Raw genomic sequence first — 16965 nt, forward strand, 5'->3', positions numbered from 1 at the left:
GTTAGCGTCCATGGTGGTGAAGAACTGCAAGATCCTCACCACCATGGACCTATTGCAAGTAGGGCTATCACTTGTTATCAGGAGACCAGAGTCCTGCGGCTTCCGTACCGGCGACGTTCTGCGTGTTCTGCAGACGCATATGTACTTGCTTGCGGCCGTAAATCTGATAGGTCTGATTGGTAACGTATCCGACGGATCCCGAGGTCAGCGTTACGGTACCGGAGCGCACGTCCTCATTGGAATAGCCGAGCATCCATGCGCGGATGGTTCGGTTGCCGGAAACGCTTGATGCCGAGATGTATCCGTCAGAAGTGTTCTGCTTCTGCCGATTTGGGGTATCCGCGGTGTTCCAGTTAGTGAGGTAGGCACTCCAACCGGTCTTGGCCGTATTGCCCGCAAGGGCAGGGAAGGCAAAGCAGAACGTGGATGCGGCGATGGCCAGCAACGCGATTGCTTTGCGACTCAGGTTTTTGCTTTTCATGGCAACTCCTTTACATCGTTTTCTTCTTCGTCGAATAATCGATGAATGGACATACCTCAGTGTATTGGGGTGGGAGCGTGGCGCCAAAGCCATGTAAAGAAAACACTACATGGCTGTTCTGTGGGCATTCGGCGGGGTGATGAAGGAGCATGAGCTACAATGCTGAGACGCGGCGCGCGCAGACGGATGCGCCGTGCCGACTCGGCAATGAACGCCGAGAGAGAAGGATGAACGTCTCGGATGGGGAGGGGAGATATGGCGATACCAGTGCTTGCCGTCATCGACAACGATGCATGGGCATTGCAGACGATCACGCAGTGGCTGAAGGCGCAACCGCAGCAATGCACATTGGCGTGGGCCACCACATCCTGTGCGCAGGCGGTGCACGGGTGCCTGTACGGGAAACCGGATGTGGATGTGCTGCTCGTGGATATGGCGCTCGGCGCGATGAGCGGTCCGAACCTGTGCAAGACCATCCGCATGCACTCGCCGCGTCCGGCGGTGCTCGGCATGACCGCTTTCGATCCGGAACTGTTTCGTGACGATCTGGCTGTGGCCGGCGCGCAAGGCATCATGGACAAGCAGTCCATCATCCCCGGTCTGATGCCGTGGCTTGCGCCCCTCGCCGAAGGCGGCAGCATCCAACCTGAGACCTTCCATGATGCGCACGCGGCCCATCGAATCCTGTGCGCATCCCCGCAGACGCCGGCGGCCAAAGACATCAGAGACAACGAACTCAGCCCACGTGAACGGGAGGTGCTCGCGTTGTATGCGCAAGGCAAGACGACGGACGAAGTGGCCGGCGTCATGGCCGTCGCCCGTAACACCATCTACACTTTCGTCGACCGCGCCTCCGGAAAACTGGGCGTGCGCAACCGTGCCGAAGCCATCGAGAAAGCGCGATGGTATGGCCTGCTGTGATCTTCGTGCCACTGACTTCACCAGTGCCGTGCGCGAGCGCGCCCGCCATATGCCGTACATGTTGCTGCGCGGTGTCGCGGCCTTGTGGACGGTGATGCTCGTATTGGACGCATGCCGGCTCGTCGGGGAAAGTCGATGGATCTCCTGCTGCATCGCCGGCGTCGAAATCGCCTGCCTGTGGTTGTTGGCGAGCCGTCCTCTCGTCGGTGTCGTGCCGGTCGCCATTCTGTGGTGCATGTCCCTCGTCAGTCCGATTCCGGTGCCGCCCGCTTTCGGCTATGTGGGGTTGACGGCCGTAGGCGTGCTGGGATACCTCGGCATGCCGCTGGCCATCCTTTTCGCGTTTGTCTTCATGGCGGTGGATTACGTGTCGCATCTGCTGATGGCCGATTTCGTCGCGCCGTTGGCGATCATGCCGGCGCTGACGATGTGTGCTGACATGCTGTTCGCCGGCGTCGTCGGCTGCATCGTGCGCATTGTGCGCAGGAACATGCGCGAACGCGACCGTTGGCGCGTGCAGCAGCAGCATATGGCCGTCGCGGCGCGGTTGCATGACGAGGCGTGCAACGATCTCGTCTATGCGTTGCTGACGTTGCGCCGTTCGCAGGTCGAAACAGTGAGCACCAACGATGATGAGGAACACGAACGCCTCGCGCAGGTGTGCGCCGCCGTTGAAGACGCGCTCGCATCGGTGCGTTCGGGCATCCTTCTGCTGCGCGCGTCCGACGACGGCGACGAACACCGCACGGAGCGTCGTCGTACGCTGCCGGTGCTTGCGGCGATCGAATGGCAGCATAGCCGTGTGCGCGAGCTCGGCTTCGACGGATTGACGTCGGTCAGCGACGGCGCCCGTTTCGTCACGTCCGGCGCCGACCGCATCGCCGCGCTTGACGGGCTGATTCGTGAACTGTTCGGCAATCTGGTCAAATACGCCGACGCCGCACATCCGTTCGTCTGCTCCGTCAACATTCAGGGGGACATGCTGTATCTGTCGTGGTGCAACACGCGCGCCGCACGGCCGAACGTGACGGCGTCCTCAGGCTCGGGCATCGCCGGTTGCCGACGACTGTTCGAACAATGCGGCGGCGCGCTCGCGGCTGGTGCCGGCGACGGCGCGTTGTGGTGCGTCGAGGCGTCAATGCCGCTGCACGGCGCTTCGACGATGCCTGATTGAGCCGAATCGCTGTCCCCGTCATCGATTCCATATACATACAACGAGTACATACAACGGGCAGGGGTGTCCTTTCGAAGCACATGCGAAAGGACACCCCCACCCGGTCCGCCTGTTTGTCTGCCGTCCGACGCGGTCATGTCAACTGCGCCGGACGCGGCCCGCTCATCCGCTATTGCCGGATTGCTGCTGCGGCTCAGTGGTCGGCTGCGTATCCGGTTGCGTCGGTTGTGCCGGTTGCGTCGGTTCGGTGGTCGGTTGTGCCGTCTGCGTCGGCTCGGTGGTCGGTTGTGCCGTCTGCGTCGGCTCGCTCGTCGGCTTGTCGTTCGCTGTCTGTGACGGCGATGCGTTTTGCGTCGGCGACGCGCTCTGCGATGCCGACTCGCTGGGCGATTCGCTCGGCGTGATCGTGTTCTGCCCCTGATTCGTCGTCGGCGCGCGCGATCCGCCCAGGCCCCAGTCGCCGTCCGGGCCGCCGATCTTGCCATTGTCGACGGCGGTCGGGAACTGCTCGACCGGCATGTCGGCGACGGCCGTCGACATGAACTCGGCGAACAGATGCGCCGGATAGCCGGTCGAGGAGACGCCGTAGCCGGCGAAGGACGGCACGACGAGGTTCTCGCCGTTCTCGCCCGGATTCCAGATCGCCCACACGTTCATCAGCTGCGGCGTGTAGCCGACGAAGCTCGCCGCCGTCTCGTCGTTCGCGGTGCCGGATTTGCCGGCGACCGGACGGCCGAGCTGCGAGGAGACGCCGGCGGCGGTGCCGTAGGTCGTCGTGCCGAGCATCGCGTTCTGCGTGAGCGCGCAGGCGTTCTCGTCGAAGACCTTCTTCGGCTCCGGGTTCGCCTTGTACATGTCCTTGTCGTCCTTCGTGACGTGGTCGACGATGTGCAGCGTGTTCTTCGTGCCGTTGTTCGCGATCGTCGAATGACCCTGCGCGAGATCCCAGACGGTCAGCGAGTTGATGCCGAGGATGTTGTAGAGCGTGTCCTCCTGGATGTCGCCGGTGATGCCGGCGTCATGCGCGATCTGCGCGTAGCGTTCCGGCGTCAGATGCTCGTTGACGTTCATGAATACGGTGTTCACCGAGTTCGCCGTCGCCTGGTTGAGGTTGATCGTGCCCCAGCTGATGCCGAGCGCGTTCGGCACCTCGGCGAAGGTGCCCGGCGTCGTCTCGAAGAGTTCCGGTGAATTGCCGTTGAACAGCGTCTGGAAGCTCACGTCGTCCTGCGCGGCGCCGATGAGGCCGAAGGGCTTCATCGTCGATCCGGGCTGGAACGTTGCCTGCGTCGCGTTGTTGAGCTGCTGCTTGAGGTAGTCCTGTCCCGCGTACATCGCGCGCACCGAGCCGCTGCTCTGCTCGACGGCGATGCCGCCCACCTGCAGCGTTTCCGGCATGCCTTCGGGCCGTTCGTCGCCGACCTGCTGCATGCGGTCCTGCATCGCCTTGTCGAGCGTCGTGACGACTTTGTAGCCGCCGGTCTCCAGTTCGTCCTTCGTGAAGGCCTTGTTGTTCGTCAGCTCCGTCTCGACCGTCGACAGGATGTAGCCGGTCGGCCCCTCGTAGTCGTTGCTGGGGACGTACTCCTTGACTTCGGGGAACTTCGCGTCGGCCGCCTGCTGGTCGGTCAGGTAGCCGTCGTTCTTCATGATGTCGACGACGCGGTCGAAGCGCTTCTGCGCCTGCTGCGGGCTGACGGCCGGGTCCCAGGTGCTCGGCGCCGGGATGATGCCGGCGATCATCGCGGCCTCGGAGGGCGTGAGGTCCTTCGCGTCCTTGCCGAAATACGCCTGGGCGGCGGCCTGGATGCCGTAGGCGCCGCGGCCCAGATAGATCGTGTTCATGTAGTTGCACAGCACTTCGGACTTGTCCTGCGAGTTCGCGATCTTCATCGCGAGGATCGCCTCGCGGATCTTGCCGGTGTAGGACGTCGTTTCGCCCAGATAGTAGCGTTCCGCGTACTGCTGCGTGATCGTCGAGCCGCCCTGGCGGGTGCCCTTCGTCAGGTTGTTGTACAGCGCGCGCGCCATGCCGGTGATGTCGATGCCCTTGTTCGTCCAGAATGAACGGTCCTCGGAGGCGACGATCGCATTGCCGACGTAGTCGGGCAGCGTCGAGCAGTTGACGATCTCACGGTTCTGTTCGGAGAACGAGCCGATCGGCGTCGTGCCGTCGCTGTAGTAGACGGTCGTCTTCTCGGCGAGCGCGACCTTCTCCGGCTGCGGGATGTCCGTCGTCGCATACAGATAGGCGAACGCTCCGATGCCGAGGGCGAGGATGACGCCGATGACGCCGAGCAGGATCTTCCACCACAGGCCTTTGTGCTTTTTCTTCGGGTCCTTCTTGTTCTTCGGCGCGCGATGGTTCCTGCGCGCGCCGTCGGGGCCTGCCGATGTCTTTCTCGCGTTCGTGGAGCCGGACGACGCCCTGTGCGCGCCGCCCGCCGCACCCGAACGTACGGTACGTGTCTGTGAAGCCATGCCATCCACGGTAATCGGCGTACCTGAAAAACCGCCGTCGCTTCGCCGAAGGGCGCATCGGAGCCGCCGACTACGCCGGCGTAGGTTTTTCCTGCATACACGGTAACGTTAGTGTCTTGAAGGTCCTTCGGCAGTCCACCGCGGGCAATGCGCGGTATGCTGAAAGGCGAACAACGCACGCAACTAGAGGAGTCATTTTTCATGAGCATTCGCGTGGCTATCGCCGGTGTGGGCAATTGCGCCTCGTCACTGGTGCAGGGTGTCGAGTATTACAAGGACACCAAGGATGAGGATAAGATCCCTGGACTGATGCACAACAACTTCGGCGGCTACCGTGTGCGCGACATCGAGTTTGTCACCGCGTTCGACGTCGACGCCGACAAGGTCGGCAAGGATCTGTCCGAGGCGGTCTTCTCGTCGCAGAACAACACGATCAAGTTCTCCGACGTGCCGAATCTGGGCGTCGAGGTGCAGCGTGGACCGACGCTCGACGGTCTGGGCGAGTACTACCGCGAGATGATCGAGGAGTCGGACAAGGAACCGGTCGACGTGGCCCAGGTGCTGCGCGACAACAAGGTCGACGTCCTCGTCTCCTATCTGCCGGTCGGCTCCGAGGAGGCCGACAAGGCGTATGCGCAGGCCGCGATGGACGCCGGCTGCGCGTTCGTCAACTGCCTGCCGGTGTTCATCGCCTCCGACCCGGAGTGGGCGCAGAAGTTCCGTGACGCCGGCGTGCCGATCATCGGCGACGACATCAAGAGCCAGGTCGGCGCGACGATCACGCACCGAGTGCTCGCCCGCCTGTTCGAGGACCGCGGCGTGCATCTCGACCGCACCTACCAGCTCAACGTCGGCGGCAACATGGACTTCATGAACATGCTGCAGCGTTCGCGCCTCGAATCGAAGAAGATCTCGAAGACGCGCGCCGTCACGTCGATCGTCCCCCACGAGATGGACCCGTACAACGTCCACATCGGCCCGTCCGACTACGTCGCATGGCTCGACGACCGCAAGTTCGCGTTCGTCCGCCTCGAGGGCACGACCTTCGGCGACGTCCCGTTGAGCCTCGAGTACAAGCTCGAGGTGTGGGATTCGCCGAACTCGGCCGGCATCGTCATCGACGCCGTGCGCGCCGCGAAGATCGCGCTCGACCGCGGCCTCGCCGGCCCGGTGCTCGCGCCGTCCTCCTACTTCATGAAGTCCCCGGCCGTGCAGCATGAGGACAATGAGGCGCGCCAGCTCGTCGAGGAGTTCATCGCCGGCAAGGTCGAGGCGAACGAGGCCGAGCTCGACGCCGACGTGGCCAAGGCGAAGGCCGACGGCAAGGACGTCTGGAAGGCCTGAGCCCGAAGCGTCGCCGTTCGACGGCTGTCTGAAGGCCGCCCATGCCCCCGTGGCGTGGGCGGCTTTCGTCATATCCGCGGCATGCCGTGTGTTGCGGTGTCGGGGCATGGTGTACACTGATGAATGCCTCCGCGTGGCACTATGTCACCCAATCCCCCCAGGGCAGGAATGCAGCAAGGGTAAGTGGCCTCTGGTGGGTGCGCGGAGGTTTTTCCGTATTCACGAGGTTTTTCCCCACTTGCGCTACAGTCGGTAGCATGACCGAGCACATGCATGACACCCCGTCCGCGCATCCCGACGCCGGCGCGACGCAGCCCTCCGCTGACGCGACGCACTGGTCCGCGCTCGAGAAGCCGCAGCGCCCCGCACCGCTGCCGGTGCCGCAGGGCGGCGCCGATAAGCCCAATGAGGAGGACGTCCTCGCGCAGGACATGAAGGACAAGCTCGCGCAGCTCGATCCGCTGACGTTGCGCCCGCGCCCGTCGAGCGTCGTGCTGGGCGTCGTCTTCGGCGTCGTCTTCCTCGCGATCGCCGCCGCCGTCTACTGGCTCGGCGTGCGCACCGTCGCCGGGCAGACCTTCGAGGACCTCGCGATCGTCAACTATGCGTCGACGATGCCGTCGTGGCTCGGCTTCGGCCATCTGCAGTCGCCGATCATCATCGGCGTCGCGCTCGCCTTCGGCGCCGCCGCCTTCGTCGTCGCCGCGCTGCGCCGGCGGTGGTGGCTCGTCGGGCAGCTCGCTGTTTACGGCGCCGTCTGCTTCGCCGCGGCGAGACTGCTCAAGCCGTACCTGCCGAGGCCGTTCCTCATCTACGTCGAATCGTCGGTCAACAATTCCGCGCCGTCGGGGCACACGATGCTCGCCGCGGCCGCGGGGCTCGTGCTGCTGTGCGCGGTGCCGCACGCATGGCGTGCCGCGTGCGCCGTGCTGTCGACGGTGTGCACGATCGTCGTCGGCGCATCGGTCGTCTTCGACCAGTGGCACCGGCCGAGCGACGTGCTGATGGCGATGTTCATCGCCGGCGGCCTGATGATGCTCACGCTGGCGTGCACGCGCGCCTCGGGCATGGACCGTCCCGGCGACCGCGTCTCGTCGCCGTCGATCCAGCTCGTCGCGACCGCGTTGATCACGCTCGGGCTGTGCGCGATCGCGTACGGCGTCTACGTCGTCTGGCAGGTGCAGCCCGGGCTCGTGTCGTCGGCGGGCTGGGCGGCCTCGGGATCGTGCGCGGCGACGACGGCGCTCGTCTTCGGATGCGCCGCGTTCGTCAACGGCATGGTGCTGATGATGCGCCAGCTGACGGCCGCGCCGTTGACGAAGCTCGGGCTCATCGGCGCGCCGCCGGCGCCGCCCAAAGCGAAATGAACGGCGTCGAAACGCCCCGATCGGCGCCGAGACGCGCCGGGCCGGCGCAGTCGATTGCGCAGCCCGTGAGTAATATGGCGTGCGAATACCGCATGTAAGGAGAAATCATGACTGCAGGCAGCAAGCTCGTGATCGTCGAATCCCCGGCGAAGGCCAAGAAGATCGGCGGCTACCTCGGGGACGGGTACACCGTGCTCGCTTCGGTGGGGCATATTCGCGACCTTGCCCAGCCGAGTCAGGTTCCCGCTGACCAAAAGGCGCGCTTCGGCAAGTTCGGCGTCGATGTGGACGACGGGTTCAAACCCTACTACATCGTCGGCGCGGACAAGAGGAAGACCGTCGCCGAGCTGCGCGCCGCGCTCAAGGACGCCGACGAGCTCTTCCTCGCGACCGATGAGGATCGCGAAGGCGAGGCGATCGCATGGCATCTCGTGCAGACGCTCAAGCCGAAGGTACCGGTCAAGCGCATGGTGTTCCACGAGATCACGCCGGAGGCGATCCGCGCGTCGCTTGAGCATACGCGCGAGGTCGACGGCCATATGGTCGATGCGCAGGAGACGCGTCGCGTGCTCGACCGCCTCTACGGTTACGAATTGTCTCCGGTGCTGTGGCGCAAGGTCGGCCCGGGACTGTCCGCGGGGCGCGTGCAGTCGGTCGCCACGCGTCTGATCGTCGAACGCGAGCGCGAACGCATGGCATTCGTGCGCGCGCCGTACTGGGACGTCGTCGCGCAGCTGCAGGCGCCGGACGCGCTCGGCGCCGACGTGGCCTTCGAGGCGCGTCTGGTCGCCGTCGACGGCCATCGCGTCGCCGGGTCGAAGGACTTCACGTCGCGCGGCGAACTCACCGAGGCCGCGCGCAAGGACGGCGTGCGCCAGCTGGGGCAGGCCGACGCCGCCGCGATCGCCGCCGCGCTCGGGCAGGCGCCGTTCAGCGTCGCCGACGTCGAGAAGAAGCCGTATCGGCGCCGTCCGCAGCCGCCGTTCACGACGTCGACGATGCAGCAGGCCGCCGGCAACCGTCTCGGCATGTCGTCGAGGCAGACGATGCGCGCCGCGCAGATGCTGTACGAGAACGGCTACATCACCTATATGCGTACCGATTCGGTCACGCTCAGCCAGGAGGCGATCCACGCCGCGCGCGAATCGGTCGCGCGCGAGTTCGGCGAGCAGTATCTGTCCGAGAGCCCCAAGCAGTACGCGACGAAGACGGCGGGCGCGCAGGAGGCGCACGAATGCATCCGTCCGGCGGGCTCGCACTTCCGCGATCCGTCGCAGCTCGCCGGCAAGCTGCCGCCGGACCAGCTCAAGCTGTACACGCTCATCTGGCAGCGCACGCTCGCCTCGCAGATGGCCGACGCGACCGGTTCGACGGCCACAGCGCGTTTCACCGCCGGCGCCGGCGACCGCGGCGAGACGACGTTCCAGGCTTCGGGCACCGTCATCGAGTTCCCCGGCTTCCTGCGCGTGCTCGGCGAGCACCGCAAGGGCGCGAAGGACGACGAGGCGTCGCTGCCGCCGATGAGCCCGGGCGACGTGCTGCACGCGCGGGACGTGAAGGCGGACGGCCATGAGACGCAGCCGCCGGCGCGCTACACCGAAGCCTCGCTCGTCAAGACGCTCGAGGCGAAGGAGATCGGCCGCCCGTCCACCTACGCGAGCATCATCTCGACGATCATCGACAGGAAATACGTGTACGAGCGCGGCCGCGCGCTCATCCCGTCGTGGCTCGCGTTCGCCGTGACGAAACTGCTCGAGACAAAGTTCCCCAAGTATGTCGACTACCAGTTCACGGCGGATATGGAGAACGGCCTCGACGAGATCGCGCACGGCAGGGACACCGGGCGCGACTGGCTCACCGCCTTCTATTTCGGCACCGGCAAGGACGCGGCGAGGAACGCCGATGAAGTGCATGAGGGACTGCAGCAGCAGGTCGCGCAGCTCGGCGAGATCGACGCACGCGCGATCAATACGATTGAGATCGGCGACGGCATCAATGTGCGTGTCGGCCGCTACGGCCCGTATCTCGAGGACATGAAGCACCTCGACGACAAGGGCAATCCGAAGCACGCGTCGATCCCGGAGACGCTCGCGCCGGACGAGCTCACCGTCGCCGAGGCGCACAAGCTCATCGACGAGAACGCCGGCGGTCCGCGCGTGCTCGGCGCCGACCCGGCGACCGGCGGCACCGTCGAGCTGCGCAACGGCCGTTTCGGCCCGTACATCGCGCTCGTCGAGGAAGGCTCGGATGCGCGTCCGAAGATGGCGTCGCTGTTCAAGTCGATGACGCCGGAGACGATCACGCTTGACGACGCGCTCAGATTGCTGAGCCTGCCGCGACTCGTCGCGTCCTACGACGAGACCGACGAGAAGACCGGCGAGACGGGCACGACGAAGATCCTTGCGAACAACGGCCGCTACGGCCCGTATCTGACGCGCGAACGCGCCGACGGCACGAGCGAGACGCGTTCGCTCGAGAACGAGGACATGATCTTCACGGTGACCGGGCAGCAGGCGCGCGACCTGTTCGCGCAGCCGAAGTACGGCCGCGGCCGCCGCGCCGCGAAGCCGCCGCTGCGCGAACTCGGCAACGATCCGACGACGAACAAGCCGGTGACGATCAAGGAAGGCTTCTACGGCGCCTACATCACCGACGGCGAGACGAACCGTTCGCTGCCCAAGCAGTACGATCCGAAGACGATCTCCGCCGAGGACGCGTTCCGTCTGCTCGCCGAGAAGCGCGCGGCCGGCCCGGCCAAGCGCCGTGGCCGCAAGGCGTCGGCGAAATCGTCGAAATCGTCGAGGTCCGCGAAGACGAAGCCGGTGAGCGCCGCGCAGGCCGCCCGCGAGGAGCGCCGCAGAAAGGTGCGTGAATTCGCCGACCAGGGATGGCCGAACGCGCGTATCGCGCGCGAGATCGGCTCGACGCCCGCCACCGTCAAGTCGGACATCGAGTATCTGAGCGAGCATGACGGCTACGTGCGCCCGGCCGTCGCGTCGAGGCGCTGAGCGGCGGCATGACGATGGCGCAACAGGGATTGTTCGTCTCCTTCGAAGGCGTCGACGGCGCCGGCAAGACGACGCAGGTTGAGCGTCTCGCCGACCATTGGCGCGCGCGGGGCAGGGAGGTGGTCGTCACGCGCGAGCCGGGCGGCACGTCGCTCGGCGTCGAGATCCGGCGGCTGCTGCTGCACGGCGACGCACCGATCGCGGCGCGCGCCGAGGCGCTGCTGTTCGCCGCCGACCGCGCTCAGCACGTCGCCGAGACGATCCGCCCGGCGCTTGAACGCGGCGCGATCGTCATCACCGACCGGTACCTCGATTCGTCACTCGCCTATCAGGCGGGCGGCCGCGAACTGACGGCCGACGAGATCCGCGGGCTGAGCATGTGGGCGACCGGCGGCCTGCTGCCGCGGCGCACCTATCTGCTCGACGTCGATCCGGAGCTCGCGCATGCGCGGCTCACGCACGCCGACGACCGCATCGAATCGGCCGGCGACGCCTTCCGACGGCGCACGCGCCGCGCGTTCCTCGACCTCGCCGGGCGCGAGCCGGAGCGTTTCCTCGTCGTCGACGCATCGGCGCCGGCCGACGACGTCGCGCGTACGATTTGCCAAGACAGCGCGAATCTGGTTGGGTGAGACGTCATGAGCGTGTGGGACACCTTGGTGGGGCAGGACCGCGTCGTCGAACAGCTGCGCGCGGTCAGCTGCGGCGACCCGAAGATGCTGGCGCAGTCATGGCTGATCTGCGGCCCTCCCGGTTCGGGCCGCTCCAACATGGCGCGCGCGTTCGCGGCCGCGTTGGAGAGCCCGGACCACGGCCTCGGCGACGAGCCGACGAAGGCCGTGCGCGAGGTGTTCGCGGGCACGCATCCGGACGTGACGACATTGACGACCGACAAGGTGACGATCGGCATCGACGAGGTGCGCGACCTCGTGACGACGGCCGAGCAGATGCCGCGCAGCGGCCCGTGGCGCATCATCATCATCGAGGACGTCGACCGCATGCTCGAACGCACGACGAACGTGCTGCTCAAGGAGATCGAGGAGCCGAGCCCGCGCACGATCTGGCTGCTGTGCGCGCCGAGCGCGCAGGACGTGCTGCCGACGATCCGTTCGCGCACGCGCATCGTCAACCTCGGCGTGCCTTCGGACGCGCAGGTCGCGCAGTACCTCGAGGACCGGCATGGCGTCGACCACAACCTCGCCGTGCGCGCCGCGCGGCTCGCCGAAGGGCACATCGGCGTCGCGACGCTGTACGCGACCGACTCGCAGGTGCTCGCCGACCGCGACGAGCTCGTCGTCGGCGTCCTCGGGCTGCGCAGGACGTCGCAGGCGATCCTGCTCGCCGGCTCCCTGCTCGACAGCGCGAAGGCGCAGGCCGCCGCCGACGTGGCCAAGCGCGGCGACAAGGCGCGCGCCGAGTTCCTGCGCCTCAACGGCCTGCAGGAGGGCGACCGTGTGCCGCCGTCGCTGCGCCCCGCGTACAACGCATTGACGAAGACCGACGACGTCAAACGCCAGACGACGCGCCGTACGCGCGACGTGCTCGACCGCGCGCTCAACTCGGTCGCGAGCGTCTACCGCGACGTCGCCGTGCTGCAGAACGACGCCGAGGAATCGGTCGGCCTCGTCAACGTCGAGAACCGGCGCGCGATCGCCGACCTGAGCGCTCGGCTGCGAAGGGAGCGGACGATCGGCTGCCTCGACGAGATCAACGTCGCGCGCCGGCGTCTGCTCGGCAACGGCAACGCGCTGCTCGTGATCGAAGCGCTGTTTTGCGCGCTCGCCGATATGTGAGCGGCCGACGGCGATTCGCGACACGCGATATATCAGCCATGCGTCGCCATGCGCGCCGCCGATGCGCGATACTGGAGTCATGCTAGTTTCCGCAGATTTCACCACCGTGCCGGACCTTTACGCCAAGCAGGCGCCCGATGACGCCCGCGTGGACGGCGTGCCGTGCATCTCCTTCCCCTTCTACATCGACCATCTCAATCCGGCCGTCAAATACCTGCATTGGGAGTTCAGCGATCCCGATTCGATTCCGGTGTGCGGATTCGAATGGATCCACTGGACGATGGCGAACCTGCCGGTCGACGCGATCATGTTCGATCCGTCGGACGCGCATGCGCTGCAGATTCCCGCCGATTTCTCGCGCAAAGTCAACGCGATGATCCCGGAGGCGGCGCAGGGGCGCAATTCGCAGGCGTCGCCGCTCTACGGCCAGGACCAGCAGAACCTGCAGCTCGTCGCGCGATACACCGGTCCGCAGCCGCCGGATCAGGACCATCGCTATGTGCTGCAGATCTGGGGCACGACCGAGCCGATCCCGGATCTCGAGCAGGGCTTCTGGCTCAATGCGATGCTGCACGGCCTCGAGCATGCGCAGGTCGTCGACGGCGGCGGCATCACGCTCGTCGGCAGCTGCTGAAACCCCGCTCCACCCATGGAGTAATTTGCCGGTCCGATGCCTCATGCGCCGCAAAACGCGGTAGAACGGTAGAACAAGTGGGAACACGAGCAGAGCGCATGGGAGGGCGGCGTCCCGCGCCGCATCCCCATGGGCTGTGCCCCATGCATGGAAAAGAGGCATCGTATGGCATGCACCACCATTCTAGTCGGCAAAGGCGCGAGCTATGACGGATCGACGATCATCGCGCGCAACGAGGACGACGAACCGGGATCGTTCAACAACAAGAAGCTCATCATCGTCAGGCCGGAGGCCCAGCCCCGCACCTACACGAGCGTCAACGGGCATCTGACGATCGACCTCCCCGACGATCCGCTGCAGTATTCGGAGACGCCGAATTCGTTCACGAGCGACGGCGTGTGGGGGGAGGCCGGCATCAACGAGGCGAACGTTGCGATGACGGCGACCGAGACGATCACGTCGAACGCGCGCGTCCTCGGCGCCGATCCGCTCGTCCCGTACACGCCCGCGGTCGGCAAGCCGGGCGACGCCGGATATGTGCCGGAATCGGCCGGCGGCATCGGTGAAGAGGACCTCGTCACGATCGTGCTGCCGTACATCCGCACCGCGCGTGAGGGCGTGCGTCGTCTCGGCGCGCTGCTGGAGAGGTACGGCACGTACGAAAGCAACGGCATCGGGTTCTCGGACGCGCACGAAGTGTGGTGGATCGAGACGGTCGGCGGCCATCATTGGATCGCGCGCCGCGTGCCCGATGACTGCTACGTCGTCAACCCGAACCGTCTGGGCATCGACGACTTCGACTTCGAGGACGCCTACGGCGAGCAGCGGGAATACATGTGCTCCGAGGACCTGCGCGAGTTCATGGACCTGCACCATCTGGATGTCGACTTCGCGCTCGAGGGACGCTTCGACCCGCGTGACGCCTTCGGCTCCCATTCGGACATGGACCACGTCTACAACACGCCGCGCGCGTGGATGATCGAAAAGTACTTCAATCCGCTCGACGAGACCTGGGACGGCCCGGACGCCGACGTGCGCCCGAGCGACGACGACATCCCGTGGTGCCGTCAGCCGGACAAGAAGATCACGATCGAGGACGTCGACTACGCGCTGTCTCTGCATTACCAAGGCACGAAGTACGATCCGTACGGCAAGCTCGGCACCGACGCGACGCGTCACCTGTACCGTCCGGCCGGCATCAACCGCACCTGCGAACGCTCGATCATGCAGATTCGCCCGTACGCGCCGCAGGTCGACCGTGCGATTCACTGGATCACCTTCGCGTCGACGCCGTTCAACGCGACGGTGCCGTTCTTCGCGAACGTCGACGCGATGCCGGCATATGTGAGCGACACGACGTCCGAGGTCACGCTCGACAGCTACTACTGGGCGAGCCGTCTGCTCGCCGTCCTCGGCGACTCCGACTACGCCGGCACCGCGGAGCAGATCGCGCACTACAAGCAGACGGTCGCGGCGCTCGGCCATCAGATGGTCTTCGCGACCGACGAGCAGCTCGGCCGCCTCGGCGTCGACGCGACGCGCGCCGCCGCCGCCCGCGGCGTCAAGGACGAGGAGCTCGGCATCCCGGCGGACGTCGAGCCGATGGAGCCGAAGGACGTCACCGACGCGACGCGCAACCCGAAGGCGCGCGAGCTGCTCACGGCCGCGAACACGACGATGGCCGCGCAGCTCAAAGCGCAGACGCAGACGATCATCGCGCAGTGCCTGCAGGCGACGAGCGTCAACATGAAGAACGCGTTCAGCATGGCCGACTTCTAAACCGTGCCCGACCGTGCGTGGCGCGCGCCGTACGCGCCATGCTCCATGCGCCGTCGGCATACGCAGCGCTATGCGTATGCCGACGGCGTATTTCGTATCATGGTTGGACGAATGCGGCGCATTGGCCTATCCTCCTACAATGGCCGTGGAGGCCGCCCGCACGCCGGCGCAGACGGCGCGGGCGGCACCATCCGCATCATCTGACACCATGGGAGAGATATGAGCTGTACAACCCTGCTCGTCGGCAAGGACGCAAGCTACGACGGATCGACGATCATCGCGCGCAACGAGGACAGCTGCAACGGCGAGTTCGACCCGAAGCGGTTCGTCATCGTCAGGCCCGAGGATCAGCCGCGTCACTACAAGTCGGTGCTTTCGCACGTCGAGATCGAGCTGCCCGACGACCCGCTGCAGTATTCGAGCGTGCCGAACGCGATCCGCAAAAGCGGCATCTGGGGCGAGGCCGGCGTCAACGAGGCGAACGTCGCGATGAGCGCCACCGAGACGCTGACGACGAACGCACGCGTGCTCGGAGCCGACCCGCTCGTCGAGTTCGCGCCGGCGGTCGGCAAGCCGGGCGACGACTACTACAAGCCCGAGGTCGCCGGCGGCATCGGCGAGGAGGATTTCGTCACGATCGTGCTGCCGTACATCAGGACGGCGCGTGAGGGCGTCGCCCGTCTCGGCGCGCTGCTCGAACGGTACGGCACCTACGAGATGAACGGCGTCGCGTTCAGCGACGTCAACGAGATCTGGTGGCTCGAGACGGTCGGCGGCCACCATTGGATCGCGCGCCGCGTGCCCGACGACTGCTATGTGACGATGCCGAACCAGCTGGGCATCGACGAGTTCGACCTCGACGACGCGCTCGGCGACCAGCGCGACTACATGTGCTCCGCCGACCTCGGGGAGTTCATCGAACGCAACCATCTGAGCCTCGCCGTCGAGGGCGCGTCGCCGTTCTCGCCGCGTGACGCCTTCGGTTCGCATTCCGACTCCGACCATGTCTACAACACGCCGCGCGCATGGTACATGCAGCGCTACTTCAATCCGCTCGACGAGGTGTGGGACGGCCCGGACGCCGACCACAAGCCGGACGCCGACGACATCCCGTGGTGCCGCCAGCCGGACCGCAAGATCACGATGGAGGACGTCAAGTACATCCTGAGCTCCCACTACCAGGAGACGCCCTACGACCCCTACGGCACACGCGGCGACGACGCGTCTCGCACGCGCTTCCGCCCGATCGGCATCAACCGCACGAACCATCTCGCCGCGATGCAGATTCGCCCGTACCGCCCGCAGGTCAACCGCGCCGTGCAGTGGATCGCCTACGGCTCGAACCCGTTCAACGCGATGGTCCCGTTCTTCCCGAACGTCGACGATACGCCCGCCTATCTGCGCGACACGACGGCGCGCGTGACCTCGGAGAACTTCTACTGGGTGAACCGGATCATCGGCGTGCTGTGCGACGCGCAGCACGCGCAGACATTGTCCGCCGTCGAGAACTACCAGCAGAGGGTCGGCGCGCTCGGCCACGCGATGCTGCGCGCCGCCGACGAGCAGGTGAACCGCCTCGGCGGCGACGTCGTGCTCGAGGCCGCCGCCCGCGAGCACGAGTACGACGACGGATTCGCCGAGGACGACCTCGTCGAGGACGTGCAGCCGATGGAGCCGGACGGGATCATCGAGGCCGTGCGCGACCCCGAGGTGCGCGGCGTGCTCGCGACGGCGAACGAGGATCTCGCGTGCCAGCTCAAGAGGGAGACCGAGAAGCTGCTCGACACGGCGCTGTACACGTCGAGCCTCGCGATGAAAAACCATTTCGCGATGTCCGACAACTGATCGCCGCTGTTCATCGCACGATGATCCGAAGGCGGCGCGCATGGGCCGCCCGCCCGCGTGCGCCGGCTTTCGCCGTTCGCATCGTGATGGGGGACGTCTCGTGGCCGCAGCGTGCTGATATGTTGGAACAGGCAGCTC

12 protein-coding genes and 1 other RNA gene are annotated in these 16965 nt (G+C 66.0%); 11 read left to right on the top strand and 2 right to left on the bottom strand.

All coding sequences use genetic code 11. The annotated features are described in order from the left end of the window. Positions 1 to 67 precede the first annotated feature (67 nt). The gene (locus D2E22_RS03710) at positions 68 to 481 is read right to left on the bottom strand and encodes a hypothetical protein (protein WP_126031769.1); all 414 of its coding nucleotides are present in this window, start codon (positions 479 to 481) and stop codon (positions 68 to 70) included. A gap of 255 nt (positions 482 to 736) precedes the next feature. Between D2E22_RS03710 and D2E22_RS03715 the strand changes: the two genes are divergently transcribed. Further along, positions 737 to 1402: a response regulator transcription factor gene (locus D2E22_RS03715; RefSeq protein WP_164518401.1), complete on the top strand. Its 666-nt coding sequence runs from the start codon at positions 737 to 739 to the stop codon at positions 1400 to 1402. Beyond that, complete coding sequence (locus tag D2E22_RS03720) at positions 1389 to 2576, top strand: sensor histidine kinase (RefSeq protein ID WP_126031771.1); 1188 nt, start codon at positions 1389 to 1391, stop codon at positions 2574 to 2576. Before D2E22_RS03715 ends, D2E22_RS03720 begins: the two co-directional genes overlap by 14 nt. A 162-nt stretch (positions 2577 to 2738) precedes the next feature. Here the strand turns inward: D2E22_RS03720 and D2E22_RS03725 are convergent, their stop codons facing one another. After that, a complete protein-coding gene (locus D2E22_RS03725) occupies positions 2739 to 5057 on the bottom strand; it encodes a transglycosylase domain-containing protein (protein WP_126031772.1) in 2319 nt (772 codons plus the stop codon). 201 nt (positions 5058 to 5258) lie between these two features. On the opposite strand from D2E22_RS03725, the gene D2E22_RS03730 reads away from it, so the two are divergent. From D2E22_RS03730 to D2E22_RS03770, 9 genes are all read left to right on the top strand, one after another. After that, a complete protein-coding gene (locus D2E22_RS03730; protein ID WP_126031773.1) occupies positions 5259 to 6401 on the top strand; it encodes an inositol-3-phosphate synthase in 1143 nt (380 codons plus the stop codon). A 120-nt stretch (positions 6402 to 6521) separates the two neighbouring features. Then, an RNA gene (gene ffs, locus D2E22_RS03735) (signal recognition particle sRNA small type) lies at positions 6522 to 6618 on the top strand. Positions 6619 to 6658: 40 nt separating this feature from the next. Continuing rightward, positions 6659 to 7768, top strand: a complete 1110-nt coding sequence (locus tag D2E22_RS03740) for a phosphatase PAP2 family protein (RefSeq protein WP_126031774.1) — start codon at positions 6659 to 6661, stop codon at positions 7766 to 7768. 107 nt (positions 7769 to 7875) lie between these two features. Further along, positions 7876 to 10776 (top strand): type I DNA topoisomerase, encoded by a 2901-nt coding sequence (gene topA, locus D2E22_RS03745; protein WP_126031775.1) that lies wholly within the window; start codon positions 7876 to 7878, stop codon positions 10774 to 10776. Positions 10777 to 10790: 14 nt separating this feature from the next. Then, positions 10791 to 11408, top strand: a complete 618-nt coding sequence (tmk, locus tag D2E22_RS03750; RefSeq protein ID WP_126031861.1) for a dTMP kinase — start codon at positions 10791 to 10793, stop codon at positions 11406 to 11408. 6 nt (positions 11409 to 11414) lie between these two features. Next, on the top strand, positions 11415 to 12569 hold the full coding sequence (locus D2E22_RS03755) for a DNA polymerase III subunit delta' (protein ID WP_126031776.1): 1155 nt from the start codon (positions 11415 to 11417) through the stop codon (positions 12567 to 12569). Positions 12570 to 12648: 79 nt separating this feature from the next. Then, positions 12649 to 13203: a YbhB/YbcL family Raf kinase inhibitor-like protein gene (locus D2E22_RS03760; protein WP_164518402.1), complete on the top strand. Its 555-nt coding sequence runs from the start codon at positions 12649 to 12651 to the stop codon at positions 13201 to 13203. A gap of 165 nt (positions 13204 to 13368) precedes the next feature. Continuing rightward, a complete protein-coding gene (locus tag D2E22_RS03765; RefSeq protein WP_126031778.1) occupies positions 13369 to 14982 on the top strand; it encodes a C69 family dipeptidase in 1614 nt (537 codons plus the stop codon). Positions 14983 to 15201: 219 nt separating this feature from the next. Beyond that, positions 15202 to 16827 carry a C69 family dipeptidase gene (locus D2E22_RS03770; protein WP_126031779.1) on the top strand — a complete coding sequence of 542 codons (1626 nt, stop codon included), beginning with the start codon at positions 15202 to 15204 and terminating at the stop codon, positions 16825 to 16827. The last annotated feature ends 138 nt before the right edge of the window (positions 16828 to 16965 follow it).

Source organism: Bifidobacterium castoris (genome assembly GCF_003952025.1).
Taxonomy (GTDB): domain Bacteria; phylum Actinomycetota; class Actinomycetes; order Actinomycetales; family Bifidobacteriaceae; genus Bifidobacterium; species Bifidobacterium castoris.

Coding starts and splice junctions, on each gene's coding strand:
- tmk (WP_126031861.1), top strand. CDS start 10,791: ATGGCGCAACAGGGATTGTTCGTCTCCTTCGAAGGCGTCGACGGCGCC.
- D2E22_RS03740 (WP_126031774.1), top strand. CDS start 6,659: ATGACCGAGCACATGCATGACACCCCGTCCGCGCATCCCGACGCCGGC.
- D2E22_RS03770 (WP_126031779.1), top strand. CDS start 15,202: ATGAGCTGTACAACCCTGCTCGTCGGCAAGGACGCAAGCTACGACGGA.
- D2E22_RS03760 (WP_164518402.1), top strand. CDS start 12,649: ATGCTAGTTTCCGCAGATTTCACCACCGTGCCGGACCTTTACGCCAAG.
- D2E22_RS03765 (WP_126031778.1), top strand. CDS start 13,369: ATGGCATGCACCACCATTCTAGTCGGCAAAGGCGCGAGCTATGACGGA.
- D2E22_RS03725 (WP_126031772.1), bottom strand. CDS start 5,057: ATGGCTTCACAGACACGTACCGTACGTTCGGGTGCGGCGGGCGGCGCG.
- D2E22_RS03715 (WP_164518401.1), top strand. CDS start 737: ATGGCGATACCAGTGCTTGCCGTCATCGACAACGATGCATGGGCATTG.
- D2E22_RS03755 (WP_126031776.1), top strand. CDS start 11,415: ATGAGCGTGTGGGACACCTTGGTGGGGCAGGACCGCGTCGTCGAACAG.
- D2E22_RS03710 (WP_126031769.1), bottom strand. CDS start 481: ATGAAAAGCAAAAACCTGAGTCGCAAAGCAATCGCGTTGCTGGCCATC.
- D2E22_RS03720 (WP_126031771.1), top strand. CDS start 1,389: ATGGCCTGCTGTGATCTTCGTGCCACTGACTTCACCAGTGCCGTGCGC.
- topA (WP_126031775.1), top strand. CDS start 7,876: ATGACTGCAGGCAGCAAGCTCGTGATCGTCGAATCCCCGGCGAAGGCC.
- D2E22_RS03730 (WP_126031773.1), top strand. CDS start 5,259: ATGAGCATTCGCGTGGCTATCGCCGGTGTGGGCAATTGCGCCTCGTCA.